The 16,877-nt window shown below is 56.1% G+C and carries 14 protein-coding genes; all 14 read right to left on the bottom strand.

The genetic code is table 11. The features are described from left to right. Positions 1 to 83: 83 nt before the first annotated feature. The 14 genes from secM to J2125_RS15085 all read right to left on the bottom strand — a co-directional run bounded on the left by secM (position 84) and on the right by J2125_RS15085 (position 16,863). Positions 84 to 587: a secA translation cis-regulator SecM gene (gene secM, locus J2125_RS15150; RefSeq protein ID WP_026111617.1), complete on the bottom strand. Its 504-nt coding sequence runs from the start codon at positions 585 to 587 to the stop codon at positions 84 to 86. Positions 588 to 816: 229 nt separating this feature from the next. Continuing rightward, entirely contained in the window at positions 817 to 1,734 is a 918-nt protein-coding gene (lpxC, locus tag J2125_RS15145; RefSeq protein WP_017800460.1) for a UDP-3-O-acyl-N-acetylglucosamine deacetylase, read from the bottom strand. Positions 1,735 to 1,835: 101 nt separating this feature from the next. After that, the gene (ftsZ, locus tag J2125_RS15140; RefSeq protein WP_017800461.1) at positions 1,836 to 2,990 is read right to left on the bottom strand and encodes a cell division protein FtsZ; all 1,155 of its coding nucleotides are present in this window, start codon (positions 2,988 to 2,990) and stop codon (positions 1,836 to 1,838) included. Positions 2,991 to 3,058: 68 nt separating this feature from the next. Beyond that, a complete protein-coding gene (ftsA, locus tag J2125_RS15135; RefSeq protein ID WP_017800462.1) occupies positions 3,059 to 4,315 on the bottom strand; it encodes a cell division protein FtsA in 1,257 nt (418 codons plus the stop codon). Next, positions 4,315 to 5,154, bottom strand: coding sequence for a cell division protein FtsQ (gene ftsQ, locus J2125_RS15130; protein WP_017800463.1), 840 nt, complete (start codon positions 5,152 to 5,154; stop codon positions 4,315 to 4,317). The genes ftsA and ftsQ overlap by 1 nt, the downstream gene beginning before the upstream one ends. A 1-nt stretch (position 5,155) precedes the next feature. Next, the gene (locus J2125_RS15125) at positions 5,156 to 6,076 is read right to left on the bottom strand and encodes a D-alanine--D-alanine ligase (protein WP_017800464.1); all 921 of its coding nucleotides are present in this window, start codon (positions 6,074 to 6,076) and stop codon (positions 5,156 to 5,158) included. After that, positions 6,069 to 7,547 carry a UDP-N-acetylmuramate--L-alanine ligase gene (murC, locus tag J2125_RS15120; protein ID WP_017800465.1) on the bottom strand — a complete coding sequence of 493 codons (1,479 nt, stop codon included), beginning with the start codon at positions 7,545 to 7,547 and terminating at the stop codon, positions 6,069 to 6,071. The genes J2125_RS15125 and murC overlap by 8 nt, the downstream gene beginning before the upstream one ends. Before the next feature lie 50 nt (positions 7,548 to 7,597). Continuing rightward, on the bottom strand, positions 7,598 to 8,659 hold the full coding sequence (gene murG, locus J2125_RS15115) for an undecaprenyldiphospho-muramoylpentapeptide beta-N-acetylglucosaminyltransferase (RefSeq protein WP_017800466.1): 1,062 nt from the start codon (positions 8,657 to 8,659) through the stop codon (positions 7,598 to 7,600). After that, a complete protein-coding gene (gene ftsW / locus J2125_RS15110) occupies positions 8,656 to 9,870 on the bottom strand; it encodes a cell division protein FtsW (protein WP_017800467.1) in 1,215 nt (404 codons plus the stop codon). The genes murG and ftsW overlap by 4 nt, the downstream gene beginning before the upstream one ends. Then, complete coding sequence (gene murD / locus J2125_RS15105) at positions 9,870 to 11,186, bottom strand: UDP-N-acetylmuramoyl-L-alanine--D-glutamate ligase (protein WP_017800468.1); 1,317 nt, start codon at positions 11,184 to 11,186, stop codon at positions 9,870 to 9,872. The genes ftsW and murD overlap by 1 nt, the downstream gene beginning before the upstream one ends. A 2-nt stretch (positions 11,187 to 11,188) precedes the next feature. Continuing rightward, complete coding sequence (mraY, locus tag J2125_RS15100; protein ID WP_017800469.1) at positions 11,189 to 12,271, bottom strand: phospho-N-acetylmuramoyl-pentapeptide-transferase; 1,083 nt, start codon at positions 12,269 to 12,271, stop codon at positions 11,189 to 11,191. Beyond that, positions 12,265 to 13,626, bottom strand: coding sequence for a UDP-N-acetylmuramoyl-tripeptide--D-alanyl-D-alanine ligase (murF, locus tag J2125_RS15095; protein ID WP_017800470.1), 1,362 nt, complete (start codon positions 13,624 to 13,626; stop codon positions 12,265 to 12,267). The genes mraY and murF overlap by 7 nt, the downstream gene beginning before the upstream one ends. Next, entirely contained in the window at positions 13,623 to 15,110 is a 1,488-nt protein-coding gene (gene murE / locus J2125_RS15090) for a UDP-N-acetylmuramoyl-L-alanyl-D-glutamate--2,6-diaminopimelate ligase (protein ID WP_026111618.1), read from the bottom strand. Before murE ends, murF begins: the two co-directional genes overlap by 4 nt. Next, positions 15,097 to 16,863, bottom strand: coding sequence for a peptidoglycan glycosyltransferase FtsI (locus tag J2125_RS15085; protein WP_017800472.1), 1,767 nt, complete (start codon positions 16,861 to 16,863; stop codon positions 15,097 to 15,099). The genes murE and J2125_RS15085 overlap by 14 nt, the downstream gene beginning before the upstream one ends. Positions 16,864 to 16,877 lie beyond the last annotated feature (14 nt).

The raw sequence follows: 16,877 nt of genomic DNA, 5'->3' as shown, positions 1-16,877 counted from the left end.
ATAAATACTTCTCTCCAGCCGTATATGTCGGCCTGCAGCATTGTTATTGCTTATCAAGGTGTAGAGCTGTGCTCTGAGTTTTTTCAGGCGAGAGTTGCGGGTCCGGCACGAATGCCCTGAACCTGAGCCAGCCACAAGCCAGTCTGGTGCGGTGTGCGTGGCGTAATGCTGAGGTGTGAAGCGTCGTGGGTAATAACCGGGGGACGAGATTCGTGAGTCAACAACGCATTAAGGGTGTCGAGCAGCGCGAACTTCTGTACTTCAAGCGGTAACGCCTGCTCAGCACTCGGCAAGTGTGTTGGCGTTAGCGCAAAAGAGAGATGACGAATAACCGTGCGGATAGCGTGCTGGTGCCAGTAATCGACATTAAAGTTCGGACGACGGGCGCTCTCCTGCAACAGCGCAAGGCTGTCGAAACGCACCACATTGCCGATAGTCAGACTACGGGAGGAGGCTTCAGGTAAGCTGTTCTGTTCGCTGGCATGGGCGGCAGGCAGGCCAAAACTCGCCGCGACCATCCCCAACAGGAGATGCGGCCAGAAGTAACGTCTGCCAAATTGTCGCCAACGATCAAGAATGCTTGTCACTTTATTCTGCCATTACTCGCCAGTTACTGATTTTTCTGAGCGCAAATCTTACCATCATTAGCGACAGCCGACATCAGGATAAATCTGTCGCGTGCAGGAAAAGTGCCCTGAACTGGCCAGGAAAGCAGCATTCAAACGCGGGAGAGAGGGAAAAGAAGATAATAGAACGACTGGTCTCACTGGCCGGAGAGAGTGCCAGCTTAACCAGTCGTTATAGTCTGATTACGGCTTACGCCAGAACCAGATTAGGTGCCTTGAATGCCAGCGGAAGTTCAGCTTCGTCTTCAAACGTTGCCCATTCCCAGGCTTCCTGTTTAGCCATCACCGCCTGCAGCAGTTTGTTATTTAATGCATGACCCGATTTGAATGCGGTAAACGCACCAATGATATTATGGCCACACATAAACAGGTCACCGATCGCATCAAGCATTTTGTGACGCACAAATTCGTCTTCAAAGCGTAAACCGTCTTCGTTCAATACGCGGTAGTCATCCACCACGATTGCACAATCGAAGCTGCCGCCCAGGCACAGGCCTTTAGACTGCAGATACTCGATTTCACGCATAAAGCCGAAAGTACGTGCACGGCTGATCTGGCGCACAAAGTTCTCAGCAGAGAAATTCATGCTGTAGCGCTGCGCGCTGGAATCAATCGCCGGATGGTTAAAATCGATGGTAAAGTCCAGCGAAAAACCATTGAATGGCTTGATTTCAGCCCATTTGTCGCCATCTTCAACCCGGACAGATTGTTTGACGCGGACAAATTTTTTCGCGCTGTTCAGCTCTTCAATGCCTGCGTCCATCAGCAGATAAACAAAGGGTGCTGCGCTGCCGTCCATAATCGGGATTTCAGGCGCATCGACTTCAACCACAATGTTATCAATACCCAGACCAGAAAGTGCTGCGTTCAGGTGTTCGACCGTTGAAATACGCACGCCATGCTCATTTACCAGGCAAGTAGAGAGCATAGTATCACGCACGGATTTGGCATCAGCCGGGAAATCGACCGGTGGATTCAAGTCAGTGCGACGATAGATGACCCCGGTATTAGCCGGCGCAGGGCGTAGCGTCAGTGTGACCTTTTTGCCGGTATGTAAACCGACACCAGTCGCCTGAACAATACGTTTTAATGTCCGTTGTTTGATCATCGTATTATCTCGCAAAATTACTCATCCGACCGCCAGTGTATAACACCAGCGGACGAATACTTTAGCACAAAGAGCGGAGGAACCCAATCATCAGAAAGTTCTTAGTCCGCCTGCTTACGCAGGAAGGCCGGGATATCCAGATAGTCAGGTTCTTTGCTGGCTGGTGCGCCTGGGTCGTTAACCACTTTCGCCGCCGGTTTCTGCTCCTGAGGCAGTGGAGCCATACCGTGCTGCTGATAGCGATGATCCATCACTGGCTGGCTGGATTGCTTGTTGGTAACCAGCGTAATTTCCGGACGTTTGTCCATGCCGATACCGGTCGCCACCACGGTCACGCGCAGTTCGTCGTTCATTTCCGGATCCAGTGAGGTACCGATAACCACGGTTGCGTTATCAGAAGCGAACGCACGGATAGTGTTACCTACGGTTTCGAACTCATCCAGACGCAGGTCGAAGCCAGCCGTGATGTTGACCAGCACGCCGCGCGCGCCAGACAGGTCGATATCTTCCAGCAGTGGGCTGGAGATCGCCATTTCCGCTGCTTCTTCCGCACGGTCTTCACCACAAGCGACGCCAGAACCCATCATTGCGTAACCCATTTCAGACATCACGGTACGCACGTCAGCGAAGTCGACGTTCATCAGACCCGGACGGGTGATCAGTTCGGCAATACCCTGCACCGCACCTTTCAGCACGTCGTTAGCCGCACCGAACGCGTCGAGCAGAGAAATGCCACGACCCAGCACTTTCAGCAGTTTGTCGTTAGGAATGGTGATCAATGAGTCAACGTGCTTGGACAGCTCCGCGATACCCTGCTCGGCGAATGCCATGCGTTTTTTGCCTTCAAAATTAAAAGGCTTGGTCACCACAGCAACCGTCAGGATACCTAACTCTTTTGCCACTTCAGCTACCACAGGCGCTGCACCGGTACCGGTACCGCCGCCCATGCCCGCAGCGATAAACACCATGTCGGCGCCTTCCAGCGCGGAACGCAGTGCTTCGCGATCTTCTTCCGCAGAGTTACGGCCAACTTCCGGGTTTGCACCCGCGCCCAGACCTTTGGTAATACCGTTACCGATCTGGATAGTCTGACCGACTGCAGTTTTACGTAACGCCTGCGCGTCGGTATTTACTGCAAAGAACTCCACGCCTTCGATGCGCTCGCGCACCATATGCTCAACGGCATTACCGCCGCCACCACCGACGCCGATGACTTTAATCACCGCGTCATTGGTTAATTCCATAGGTTCAAACATAATTTCTCTCCGTTATGTGCCTGTCGCCTGGGGATCAATAAAGTGGTGCCAGATCCCCTTTACTAAAATTAAAACTCTTTTCTCAGCCAGCTATTGATACGTTTAAACCAGTTGCCAACTGAGGCTCTTTTTTCCACATCAGCCTCACCGTTCAGGTGCGACTCTTTTCCGTAGTGCAGTAAGCCTACCGCCGTTGAGTAGTACGGCTCCTGCGCGTAATCCGTTAATCCGGTAATATTCAGCGGCTGTCCGATGCGCACCTGCGTGTGGAATACACGCTGAGCACAGGCCGCCAGCCCTTCAATTTGCGCCGCACCGCCAGTCAGAACAATCCCTGCCGCCAGATGGTGTTTTACGCCCTGCTGACGCAGCTGTTCCTGCAACTGCAGAATCTCTTCATTCACCAGATTCAGCAGTTCGGTGTAGCGTGGTTCAATCACTTCAGCCAGTGTCTGTCGTTGCAGACTTCTTGGCGGACGTCCGCCGACGCTGGGTACTTCGACGTTTTCATCTTTGCCAACAATCGACCCCAGCGCACAACCGTGGCGTACTTTAATCGCTTCGGCGTCGGTTGGCGGCGTACCAAAAGCGTACGCGATATCGCTGGTCACCACATTCCCGGCATACGGGATCACTTTGGTGTGGCGCAGCGCACCGCCGGTATATACGGCGATATCCATCGTGCCGCCGCCAACGTCGACGACGCAGACGCCCAGTTCACGCTCATCTTCGGTCAGCACCGCAAAGCTTGATGCCAGACCGGCGAAAATCAGTTGGTCAACTTTCAGACCACAACGTTCAACGGCTTTAACAATGTTCTTCGCCATATCGTTGTGGCAGGTAATCAAATGCACCTTGGCCTGCATGCGAACACCGGATAAACCCACCGGGTTCTTGATCCCTTCCTGATAGTCGATTGCATACTCTTGAGGAATAACGTGCAGGATACGATGCTCATCACGAACGCGGACCGACTTAGCGGTATGTACCACATTCTCTACATCTTCCTGCGTCACTTCCTCTTCGGAAATCGGAACCATCCCGATTTCATTCTGGCAACTGATGTGTTTGCCCGATAATGCGAGGTAAACCGAAGAAATCTGGCAATCCGCCATCAGTTCCGCCTGGTCGATAGCGCGCTGCACGCATTTCACTACCGATTCCAGATCGTTTACACCGCCTTTATCCATACCGCGGGACGGACAGCTACCGACCCCGATAATATTGACCATGCCATCGGGCAGAACTTCCCCTACTAAAGCGGCGACCTTCGCGGTGCCAATCTCGAGTCCAACTACCAGCTTTCTGTCCGTCGACTTGATCATTATTGTTTAACCTGTGCCTGATTCTGTTGCTGATTACTGTCCTGCGGCTCAATAAAGGCCGGTGCCCATCCTACTGCCGCGCCAGAGTCATATCGCAGATCAACGTAACTGATGCGCTTATTCTCTGCCGTCGCCTGCTGTTGCAGTGAAGGATAGAGCTCGATAAAACGCTTCAAACGCTTCATATCATCGTTGCGGCCAAGTTCGATGCGGACATCATCTGCCGTCACCAACTGCCATGAACGACGTGCCGTCATCGATGCCATCTTCAACTTAAATTTGCCTGCCGCCAGCGTCTGGCTCATCTGGTGATAGCCGCTGAGTACTTCCTGCTCGCTACCTTCAGGGCCGTACAGCAAAGGCATCTCTTCTTTACCAATATGGCTTGCCGGTACGCTAAACGATTTTCCATCTGCATCAACCATATGCAGATCGTTCCAGCGAGCTACTGGTACATACTCAACCAGGTGAATTTTTAATTCGTCCGGCCACTGTTTTCGCACACTAACCTGTTGGATCCATGGCAGACGTTCAATCTGCTGCTGGAGAATGTTCACATCCTGCGACATAAAGGTGCCCGGTGAACCCAGCGACAGAATCGCCTGACGGATATCATCATTGGTGGTGTAGTGGGTTTTCCCGGTCACCACCAGTGTCGATAACGGCAAGCGCGACGCATCATTCATCCACTTCAGCACCACCAGACCGCCAAAAGCCATAGTGCCGACCACCATCAGCAGGAAGATAATCCCCGCGAGGCGCGAGCCATTGCTTCGTCCGTTGCGCGCTTTCTCCTGCTGCGCTTCCCGGTTACGTACATTCAGAGCCGCCTGGGACATATCAGTCCGCCAGCTCCAGAATACGCACAACCAGCTGCGAGAAGCTCAATCCCGCCTGTTTTGCCGCCATCGGCACCAGGCTGTGACTGGTCATGCCCGGTGACGTATTGACTTCCAGCAGGTAAAAACCGTTATCGCTATCCATCATCACATCCACCCGGCCCCAGCCACTGCACCCCAGCACACGCCATGCATCGATCACCAGCTTACTTAACTCGGCTTCGCGACCGGCGCTTAATCCGCTCGGGCAAAAATATTCAGTATCGTCAGAAATATATTTTGCCTGATAGTCATAGAAGTCACTGGCCGGTCTAATGCGAATTGAAGGCAAAATAGCGTCGCCAACAATGCCCACGGTGTACTCCGGACCACTTAAAAACTTCTCAATCAGCACTTCGTCGTCGTGACGGAAAGCCTCCTCCAGCGCCGTCGGCAGATCGGCAGGCTGATCAACCCGCGAGATACCGACGCTGGAGCCTTCACAGCTCGGCTTCACAAACAGCGGCATTCCCAGCTCAGCGATACGTGCAGCCAGCTCAGCGTCGATACCGGCGCTCATCTGCTGACGATTTATCACCACATAAGGCGACACCGGCAAACCGGCGCCCTGCCACAACAGCTTGGTGCGCATCTTATCCATAGTGATCGCCGAGGCCATCACGCCGCTACCGGTATAAGGAATCGCCTGAAACTCCAGCAGCGCCTGCAACGTACCATCTTCACCACCACGACCATGCAGCGCGATAAAGGCTTTGTCGTACCCGGCCTCTTTCAGCTGCGTCGCCGGGAAATCACGGATATCGACGGCATGGGCATCAATACCGCCCTCAATCAGACCTGCCAGCACCGCAGTTCCTGACATCAGCGACACTTCACGCTCAGCAGAGGTGCCACCCAGCAAGACAGCAACTTTCTCAGCCATGATGATCCCCTCCTTCAGTAACCTGTGGTTGCAGCTTCTGATCCGCCAGCTTGCGGGCGATCTTGCCGACATTACCGGCGCCCTGCACGAGGATTAAATCGTTGCCGGTCAGCGTTGGCGCCAGCATTTCCAGCACTGCATCGTGATCCGACACCAGAATCGGATCCACCTTGCCGCGTCCACGAATGGTGCGGCACAGCGAACGGCTGTCAGCACCCGGAATCGGTGATTCACCGGCGGCATACACATCCAGCATCAGCAATACATCGACCTGCGACAGTACATTGGCGAAATCGTCATACAGGTCGCGAGTACGGGTATAACGGTGCGGCTGGAAAATCATCACCAGCTTTTTGTCCGGCCAGCCGGCGCGCGCCGCTTTAATGGTGGCGTCCACTTCGGTCGGATGGTGACCATAGTCATCCACCAGCATCGCGCTGCCGGTTGCGCCATTCACTTCGGCCAGCGGATACTCACCCAGGAAGTCGAAGCGACGTCCGGTGCCCTGGAAACTCTCCAGCGCGCTGAGAATATCTTCATCTTCAATCCCCTCTTCGGTCGCCACCGCCACCGCCGCCGCCGCATTCAGCGCGTTATGTCGGCCTGGCGCATTCAGCGTCACCTTCATCAGCGGCTTGTCATGGCGCACCAGAGTAAAGTGTCCCTGCGCGCCCTGCTGCTGGTAATCCTCGATACGCACATCGGCGTCATCGCTAAAACCGTAAGTGGTAATCTGACGCCCGACACGCGGCAGCAAATCACGGATAACCACATCATCAACACACATTACCGCACGACCATAAAACGGCAGATTGTGCAGGAAATTGATAAACGTCTGCTTTAAGTTCTCGAAGTCGCCCTGATAGGTATCCATATGATCGGCTTCGATATTGGTGACAATCGCCACCATTGGTTGCAGATGCAGGAACGACGCATCGCTCTCATCCGCTTCCGCAATCAGATAACGGCTGCTGCCAAGGCGCGCATGCGTACCCGCCGCTTTGACCAGACCTCCGTTAACAAAGGTCGGATCCAGTCCGCCTTCGGCATAAATGCTGGAAAGCATTGCCGTGGTGGTGGTTTTGCCATGCGTACCGGCAACGGCGATGCCGTGACGGAAGCGCATCAGTTCGGCCAGCATCTCTGCACGGCGAATCACCGGAATACGCGCTTCACGCGCAGCGACGATCTCCGGGTTATCCTGGGAAACCGCCGTCGACACCACCACTACGCTGGCGCCGCTGACGTTTTCCGGACGATGGTTAAAGAAGATCGTCGCGCCCAGCGCCGCCAGATGCTGGGTAACCGGGTTCGGCGCTAAATCCGAACCGCTGATCTCATAACCTTCGTTAGCCAACACTTCAGCAATACCGCCCATGCCAGCACCACCGATGCCGACAAAGTGAATGTGCCGGACGCGACGCATCTCGGGCACGATTAAACGCAGTTTCGCTAATTGTTGTGTATTCATCTCTTCTGCCTGCTAATACCGGGCCGGACTGATCCGCCCCCGACAATCATTTAGTTACCCGCAGCGGCGCTTACCGCGACAGCAACACGTTCGGTAGCATCAGGAATCGATACCGCACGCGCTCTCTCTGCCATCTGCTGCAGGGTTGGGCGATCCCAGCCTGCCAGCGTTGCTGCTACTATCTCCGCAGTAAACTGCGGCTGTTCGAAAATTTTGGCGGCGCCCGCTTGCTCCAGCGGCAGCGCATTCCAGTACTGCTGACGATCTTTATGCTGAAACGGCACAAAAATCGCCGGTAAACCTGCGGCGGCCACTTCGCTGACGGTGAGGGCGCCGGAACGGCATACCACCACATCCGCCCAGGCATAGGCCGCTGCCATATCATCGATAAACTCGGTGACCTTATGCTGCGTCTGGCCGGCATCCTGATAGGCCTGCAACACCGTCTCCAGCGCGCCCTTGCCAACCTGATGCCATAAACTGATGCTGTCGCCCATTTTGGCCGCCACCAGCGGCAACGTCTGGTTCAGCACCCGCGCCCCCTGACTGCCGCCAATCACTAATACGCGAACCGGTCCTTCGCGGCCTGCCAGCCGCTGTTCCGGTAACGGCAGCGCCAGCACATCGGTACGCACCGGATTGCCCACCACATCGGCATGCGGGAAAGCGCCCGGAAATGCCTGCATCACTTTTTTGGCAATTTTTGCCAGCCACTTATTGGTCAGGCCAGCAATGCCGTTCTGCTCATGCAGCACCACCGGAATACCGCAGCTCCATGCCGCCAGGCCACCGGGACCGGAAACATAACCGCCCATTCCCAGCACCACATCCGGCTGATACGCCTTCATAATGGCGCGCGCCTGACGCCAGGCGGAGAAAATGCGCATCGGCGCCAGCAACTGCGCCTTCACACCTTTGCCGCGCAGGCCAGAGATGCGAATAAAATCAATTTCAATGCCGTGCTTCGGCACTAAATCCGCTTCCATACGGTCGGCGGTGCCCAGCCAGCGCACCTGCCAGCCTTGCGCCATCAGATGGTGCGCTACCGCCAGCCCGGGAAAAACATGTCCACCGGTTCCGCCAGCCATCACCATCAGTCGCTTACCACTCATCGACCACCTCGTGTAAACGCCTGCGCTTTTGCCAGACGCGTTTCGTAATCAATACGCAATAACAGCACGATAGCCGTCGACATAATAATCAGACTGGAACCACCGTAACTGATCAGCGGCAGCGTCAGACCTTTGGTCGGCAACATACCCGCTGCGGCACCGACGTTAACCAGTGCCTGGAAGCTAAACCAGACGCCAATTGAACAGGCCAGAAAGCCGGAAAATCGCTGGTCAAGCTCTAATGCGCGTCGGCCAATCGACATCGCACGAAAAGCGACGAAGAATACCATTAACAGTGCAAAAACCACACCGATATAACCCAGTTCTTCCCCGATAATCGAGAAAATAAAGTCGGTGTGCGCTTCGGGTAAATACTCCAGTTTCTGCACTGAGTTACCCAGTCCCTGCCCCCAGAATTCGCCGCGGCCAAAGGCCATCAACGACTGGGTTAACTGGTAACCACTACCGAATGGATCTTCCCATGGATCCCAGAAAGAGGTTACACGGCGCATACGATAGGGTTCGGCGACAATTAACAGGCAAACGGCAAAGATACCCGAGCCGATAATTGCCAGAAATTGCCATAATTTCGCGCCAGCGAGGAACAGCATCGCCAGCGTGGTGACAAACAGCACCACCACCGTACCGAGGTCCGGCTGCGCCAGCAGCAGTACCGCCAGCACCACCATCACGCCCATCGGTTTGCAGAAGCCCCAGAAGTTGTTACGCACCTCTTCCACTTTGCGCACCAGATAGCTGGCGAGATAGCAGAACAGCGACAACTTCGACAGCTCCGCCGGCTGAATACGCAGCGGGCCAAGGGCGATCCAGCGCGAGGCGCCGTTTACCGAGCTGCCCACCACCAGCACAATCAGCAGCATCAGCACTGAGGCCAGCAGCATAATATTGCTGTAGCGTTGCCAGACTTCCATTGGCACCCGCAGGGTCAGCAGCGCCATACCAAACGCCAGCGCCATATAGAACCCCTCGCGCTTGGCAAAGAAGAACGGGTCGTCTGACAGACGCTGGCCCACCGGCATCGATGCCGAAGTCACCATCACAAAACCGATAATCGCCAGACCAAAGGTCAGCCACAGCAGAGTGCGGTCATACAGCACCATCGAGGTCGCATCGTTTTCACGCGGCCCCATCACCCACTCTTTCAAGCGACCGGAAACACCACCGGCGAGGCTCAGACCAGGAAATCGCATCAGCCAAGCTCCTTAGCCAGTTGCACAAAGCAGTCGCCGCGCTGTTCAAAATTGCGGAACTGGTCGAGGCTGGCGCAGGCCGGTGACAACAGCACCATATCGCCCGGCTGTAACTGTGCGGCGATTTGCGTCATCGCCTGCTGCATGGTTTCGGTCTGTACTGCAATCTCCGGACGTAAATCCGCCAGTTCAGCAGCATCACGACCAAAGCAGTAAATCCGTACATTATCGCCCTGTAAGTAGCTGGCCAGTGGCGAGAAATCGGCTGATTTACCGTCGCCTCCCAGCAGCAGCCACAGCGTGCCGTCGACTTTCAGGCCGTTCAGCGCCGCTTCGGTGCTGCCGACATTGGTGGCTTTCGAATCGTTAATCCAGCGCACGCCGTTGTGCTGATATGCCAGCTGGAAACGGTGCGGCAGGCCGCCAAAGGTGGTCAGCGCCTTCAGGCTGGTGGCGCGCGGTAAACCGACCGCATCCGCCAGCGCCAGCGCCGCCAGCGCATTGGTGTAGTTATGCTGGCCGACCAGATTCATCTCGTCGGTGTTTAATACTTTTTCACCGTTAGCCCGCAGCCAGATGCTGCCCTGCTGGCGATTCAGGTGGTAGTCACCAACATCGACGCCAAAGCTGATGCAACGCTTATCCGCGCCGCGCACCGGCATCGTCAGGGCGTCATCCGCATTGACCACGCAAACTTCCGCATTTTCATAAATCTTTAACTTAGCGGCACGATACTGTTGCAGGCCAAGCGGATAGCGATCCATATGATCCTCAGTCACATTGAGGATGGTGGCCGCCGCCGCCTTCAGGCTATGAGTGCTCTCCAGCTGGAAGCTGGAAAGTTCCAGCACATACAGCTGCGCCGGATGCTGCAATAGCGTCAGCGCAGGCAGACCGATATTGCCGCCGACGCCCACTGACCAGCCCGCCGCCTGCGCCATTTCCCCTACCAGCGTGGTGACGGTGCTTTTACCGTTAGAACCGGTAATCGCCACAATCGGCGCTTTGGCTTCGCGACAGAACAGCTCAATATCGCCAATAATTTCCACGCCCTGCTCAGCCGCATCCAGCAGCGAAGGATGCGCCAGCGCCATACCCGGGCTGGCGATAATCAGGTCAGCGCTCTGCAGCCAGCGGTCATTCAGCGACCCCAGATGACGCTCTGCCGCCTCCGGCAACTTATCGAGGCCCGGCGGCGACAGTCGGGTATCCATCACGCGTGGCGTGACGCCCCGCGCTAAAAAGAAATCAACACAGGAGAGCCCGGTAAGGCCCAGCCCGATGATGACGACTTTTTTACCCTGATAGTCTGTCATGATTACCGTACCTTCAGCGTTGCCAGGCCAATCAGCACCAGCATCAGCGAAATAATCCAGAAGCGCACAATCACGCGCGGCTCCGGCCAGCCTTTCAATTCATAGTGGTGGTGAATCGGCGCCATGCGGAAAATGCGCTGACCGCGCAGCTTGAACGATCCGACCTGCAGGATCACCGACAGCGTCTCCACCACAAATACGCCGCCCATAATCACCAGCAGGAACTCCTGGCGCAGCAGCACCGCGATAGTACCGAGCGCGCCGCCCAGCGCCAGCGAACCGACATCCCCCATAAACACCTGCGCCGGATAGGTGTTAAACCATAAGAAGCCCAGTCCGGCGCCGACAATTGCCGTACAGACAATCACCAGTTCACCTGCATGGCGCAGATAAGGGATATGTAAGTAGGCGGCGAAATTAACGTTACCGGTCGCCCAGGCCACCAGCGCAAAGCCCGCAGCGACAAACACCGTTGGCATAATCGCCAGGCCATCAAGACCATCGGTCAGGTTAACCGCGTTACTGGTGCCGACAATCACAAAGTAAGCCAGCAGCAGGTAGAGCAGCCCCAGTTGCGGCATAATATCCTTGAAGAACGGCACCACCAGCTCGGTGGCCGGAGTATCTTTGCCGATGGCATACATCACAAACGCCACCGCCAGCGCAATCACCGACTGCCAGAAATACTTCCAGCGCGCGATCAGCCCTTTAGTATCTTTGCGCACCACTTTGCGGTAGTCATCGACAAAGCCGACAATGCCGTAACCCACCAGCACAAACAGCACGCACCAGACGTACGGGTTAGACGGATACGCCCACATCAGCACCGAAATGGTGATGGAGGTCAGGATCATAATGCCGCCCATGGTCGGCGTGCCGCGCTTGCTGAAGTGCGACTCAGGACCGTCGTTACGCACCACCTGACCAATCTGTAATTTTTGCAGATAGGCAATCAGGCGCGGCCCCATCCACAGTGAGAGGAACAACGCAGTCAGCAGGCTGACGATGGCGCGAAACGTCAGGTAGGAAAAGACGTTAAAGCCAGAATAAAAAGCGACCAGATGTTCGGCCAGCCAGACTAACATGTTCCTTTCTCCTGTAAGCTCTGTACTACCTGCTCCATGGCGGCACTACGAGAACCTTTAACTAAAATGGTCATCTCTTGATGTTCCGACAACAGTGACAACAATCGTTCAGTCACCGCTGCTTTTTCGCCGAAGTGTTCACCCACGCCGCTGGCATCGCTGATGCCTTTGCTTAGCGAGCCGACACTCAGGACTTTATCAATTCCCGCCAGACGCGCCGCTTCGCCGACTTCGCGATGACACTCAGCCGCTTCATCGCCCAGCTCAGCCATATCGCCGACCACCAGCACGCGATAGCCCGGCATATCAGCCAGTACCTGCGCGGCGGCGGTCATCGACCCGACGTTGGCGTTATAGCTGTCATCCAGCAGCAGCTGACTACGATTCAGCACAATCGGGAACAGACGTCCCGGCACTGCCTGTAGTGTGGCCAGCCCTTGTTGAATGGCGCTGAGTGGCGCATCCACCGACAATGCCAGCGCCGCAGCGGCCAGCGCGTTAGCGATATTGTGGCGACCCGGCAGCGGCAGCGTAATCGCCACCGCGCCGGCTGGCGTATGCAGGGTAAATTCGGTGCCCTGGGTGGCGAAACGGATCTCGCTGGCCCAGAAATCGCTGTCCGGTTGCTGCTCAGGGGCAAAGCGCCAGACGGTTTTATTGTGCAGGTGGCTCTGCCAGTGCGGCCAGTCATGGCTGTCCGCATTGATAATTGCGGTGCCATTCGCAGGCAGACCGTTGAAAATCTCGCCTTTAGCTTTTGCCACGCCCGCCAGTGAACCAAACCCTTCCAGATGCGCCGCCGCAAGGTTATTCACCAGTGCGCTTTCAGGCCGGGTTAAATCGGTAGTGTAAGCAATCTCGCCCTGATGGTTGGCGCCCAGCTCGATCACCGCATACTGATGTTCGGTGTTCAGACGCAACAGCGTCAGGGGAACGCCGATATCGTTATTCAGGTTACCCGCGGTATACAGGGTTTCACCGCATTCACGCAGGATAGCGGCGGTCATCTCTTTGACCGAGGTTTTGCCGGATGAGCCGGTTAACGCCACCACGCGCGCGCTGCTCTGCTGACGAACCCATGCCGCCAGCTGCCCCAGCGCCAGCCGGGTATCTTTCACCACTACCTGCGGTACAGCGACAGGTAAGTGCTTACTCACTAACAATGCAGCCGCACCGTTAGCCATCGCCTCAGCGACAAAATCATGGGCATCAAAACGCTCACCCTGCAGCGCGATAAACAGTGCACCGGCGCTGACCTTACGCGTATCAGTCGTGACCGCTGTAATCGTCAAATCGTCGCCCACCCGCTCACCGCGGGTGATAACTGCCAGTTGCTCTAATGTCAGCGCGATCATGCCATCACTCCTAACAAACGGGCGACCGTTACGCGGTCGGAGTAATCAAGGCGTTGATTGCCGACCAGCTGATAATCTTCATGGCCTTTACCGGCTACCAGCACAACATCGTCAGGCTGTGCCTGCATTACAGCGTTAGTAACCGCTTGCGCACGTCTATGAACCACCCGTGCGCGCCCGGCATCGAGTAAGCCGGAAAGAATGCCGGCAACAATCGCCGCAGGCTCTTCACTGCGCGGATTGTCATCCGTAATCACCACTACATCGGCGAACTGCTCTGCAATTGCCCCCATTAGTGGGCGCTTACCTTTATCGCGATCGCCGCCACAGCCAAAGACGCACCACAGTTTGCCTTTGCAGTGCAGGCGCGCAGCTTCCAGCGCTTTCTCCAGCGCATCCGGGGTATGGGCATAATCCACCACGACCGTCGGTTTCGCTGGCGCGTTAAACACTTCCATGCGGCCACATACCGGCTGCAGCTGATTGCCAGTAGCCATCAGTGATGCCAGTGGATAATCGAGCGCCAGTAAGGTGCCAAGCGCCACCAGCAGGTTACTGACGTTAAAAGCGCCCATCAGGCGACTGTCAATCTCGCCATTGCCCCAGCTCGAGGCAAAACGCACTCTGGCGCCGCCATCGTGGTAAACCACCTCACTGGCTTTTAACCAGCGGCCCCGACAACCCGGTTGCAGGTTGTTATCCATGGTTACCGCTACCGCATCCGGCAGATTCTCCAGCCAGCGGCGCCCCACGTCATCATCGGCATTAATAATAATCTGGCCGACCTGATGCTCAGAGAACAGCAGCCATTTGGCCGCTTCATAGCGCGTCATATCCCCGTGATAGTCGAGATGATCGCGGCTGAGATTGGTAAACGCCGCTGCGGCAAATGGCAGCGCCGCAACACGATGCTGCACCAGGCCATGTGAAGAGACTTCCATTGCGGCGACAGTCGCGCCCTGCTGCACCAGCGAATATAAAACGTGCTGCACATCGACCGCCGAACCGGTGGTGTTTTCAGCCGATACCAGCTGGCCGTACAGGCCATTGCCAACCGTGCCCATCACTGCGCCAGTTTCGCCCAGCAGGTTAGCCCACTGCGCCAGCAGCTGAGTGGTGGTGGTTTTACCGTTAGTGCCGGTGACGCCAATCAGGCGCAGTTGCTCACCCGGTTGCTGATAAAAACGTCCGGCCAGCGCCGACAGACGCTGTGGCAGTTGCGACAGATAAATCACCGGCACGCCGTGCATTTCGCGGATATCACCATCCGCTGCCTCGCCTTCGGCTTCAGCAATCACTGCCGCCACGCCCTGAGCGATAGCCTGCGGAATAAAACGTCGTCCGTCGGCCTGATGGCCAGCAATCGCCACAAACAGATCGCCGGATGCCGCCTGACGGCTATCCAGTGTCATTTCACGAAGCGGTCGCTCCGGTGCGCCAGGCACCCACGGAGCCAGTAGGTCGCGCAAATTACGATCTGTCACCTGATCCCTCTTTCTTGTTAATTACCATATCGTTTTTATCGGTGGTGGGCAGCGCATCCGGCTCAACATTCATGGTGCGCAATACGCCGCCCATGATGGCGCCAAACACCGGTGCTGATATTGCACCACCATAATATTTACCGGCCTGTGGATCGTTGATTAATACCACCAGGGCAAAACGAGGATGGCTGGCAGGCGCAACGCCTGCGGTGTAAGCAATGTATTTATTGACGTAGCGACCATCCGGACCGACTTTTTTCGCCGTGCCAGTCTTAATCGCAATGCGATAGCCTTTAATTGCCGCTTTCACGCCACCGCCGCCTGGCAGGGCGACGCTTTCCATCATATGCACTACCGTCTTCACCAGCTCTTCCGGGAAGACGCGCTCGCCAGACACTGGCGGGTCAACTCGGGTAATCGACAGCGGGCGGGCAATGCCATAGCTGCCAATGGTTGCGTAGACTCGCGCTAACTGTAACGGCGTTACCATTAGCCCGTAGCCGAAAGAGAAGGTGGCCCTCTCTATGTCAGACCACCGTTGTTTTTGAGGATATAAGCCACTGCTTTCTCCGACCAACCCCAAATTGGTCGCCTTACCCAGTCCAAAGCGCGCGTAAGTATCTACTAACGCTGAGGACGGCATCGCTAACGCCAGCTTAGACACGCCGACGTTACTCGATTTCTGCAGAACCCCGGTCAGGGTCAGTTCGCTGTAGCGCGCCACGTCCTTAATTTCATGGCCGTTAACGCGATACGGAACGGTATTCAGTACGGTATTTTCTTTCACCACGCCACGCTGCAACGCGGTCATCACCACCATCGGCTTCACCGTCGAACCCGGCTCAAAGATGTCGGTAATCGCGCGGTTACGCATCACGTCTTTCGGCGTACCGGTCAGGTTGTTCGGGTTATAGGCCGGGCTGTTAGCCATCGCCAGTACTTCACCGGTACTGACATCCACCAGTACCGCCGTGCCGGATTCGGCTTTGTTAAACGCCACGGCGTTATTCAGCTCGCGATAGACCAGCGCCTGCAGACGTTCATCAATGCTTAACGCAAGGTTATGCGCCGCCTGGCTATCCACCGAGGAGATATCTTCAATCACCCGGCCATAACGGTCTTTACGCACCGTACGTTCACCGGGCTGACCGGTCAGCCACTTATCGAAGCTCTTCTCGACGCCTTCAATGCCCTGACCATCGATATTGGTAAAACCAATCAGATGCGAGGTGACCTGACCCGCCGGATAGTAACGACGCGACTCTTCGCGCAGGTAGATGCCCGGCAGCTTCAGTTTTTTAATGTAATCGCCAATCTGCGGGTTAACCTGACGCGCCAGATAGACAAAGCGCCCTTTCGGATTAGCGTTAACCCGCGCCGCCAGCTGATCGAGAGGAATAGAGAGCGCATCGGACAACGCCTTCCAGCGGCTGTCGAGGGTGACGCCGCCATGTTCATTCAGCTCTTTCGGATCGGCCCAGATAGCGTTAACCGGGACGCTGACCGCCAGCGGGCGACCGGCGCGATCGCTAATCATGCCGCGCGCGGTAGGGATCGCCTGCACGCGCAGAGAACGCATATCGCCTTCACGCACCAGTTTGTCCGGGTTGATCACCTGCAGGTAGGCTACACGCAGCAGCAGACCCGCCAGCGCCAGTAAAATACAACCGCACAGCAACGCAAAACGCCAGCTGACAAAGCTGGCCTTATTTTCCGGTTTTTTCAATTTAAGCGTTTTAGCTGCGGCTCTCATTGAGTCCGTGGTTC

The sequence above is a fragment of the Winslowiella toletana genome (assembly GCF_017875465.1).
GTDB lineage: Bacteria > Pseudomonadota > Gammaproteobacteria > Enterobacterales > Enterobacteriaceae > Erwinia > Erwinia toletana.
This window is presented reverse-complemented; position numbering and strand designations above follow the sequence as displayed.

What these genes read in the sequence shown, in the direction of transcription:
- lpxC (WP_017800460.1), bottom strand. Translation starts at nt 1,734, where the DNA reads ATGATCAAACAACGGACATTAAAACGTATTGTTCAGGCGACTGGTGTC.
- ftsZ (WP_017800461.1), bottom strand. Translation starts at nt 2,990, where the DNA reads ATGTTTGAACCTATGGAATTAACCAATGACGCGGTGATTAAAGTCATC.
- ftsA (WP_017800462.1), bottom strand. Translation starts at nt 4,315, where the DNA reads ATGATCAAGTCGACGGACAGAAAGCTGGTAGTTGGACTCGAGATTGGC.
- ftsQ (WP_017800463.1), bottom strand. Translation starts at nt 5,154, where the DNA reads ATGTCCCAGGCGGCTCTGAATGTACGTAACCGGGAAGCGCAGCAGGAG.
- J2125_RS15125 (WP_017800464.1), bottom strand. Translation starts at nt 6,076, where the DNA reads ATGGCTGAGAAAGTTGCTGTCTTGCTGGGTGGCACCTCTGCTGAGCGT.
- murC (WP_017800465.1), bottom strand. Translation starts at nt 7,547, where the DNA reads ATGAATACACAACAATTAGCGAAACTGCGTTTAATCGTGCCCGAGATG.
- murG (WP_017800466.1), bottom strand. Translation starts at nt 8,659, where the DNA reads ATGAGTGGTAAGCGACTGATGGTGATGGCTGGCGGAACCGGTGGACAT.
- ftsW (WP_017800467.1), bottom strand. Translation starts at nt 9,870, where the DNA reads ATGCGATTTCCTGGTCTGAGCCTCGCCGGTGGTGTTTCCGGTCGCTTG.
- murD (WP_017800468.1), bottom strand. Translation starts at nt 11,186, where the DNA reads ATGACAGACTATCAGGGTAAAAAAGTCGTCATCATCGGGCTGGGCCTT.
- mraY (WP_017800469.1), bottom strand. Translation starts at nt 12,271, where the DNA reads ATGTTAGTCTGGCTGGCCGAACATCTGGTCGCTTTTTATTCTGGCTTT.
- murF (WP_017800470.1), bottom strand. Translation starts at nt 13,626, where the DNA reads ATGATCGCGCTGACATTAGAGCAACTGGCAGTTATCACCCGCGGTGAG.
- J2125_RS15085 (WP_017800472.1), bottom strand. Translation starts at nt 16,863, where the DNA reads ATGAGAGCCGCAGCTAAAACGCTTAAATTGAAAAAACCGGAAAATAAG.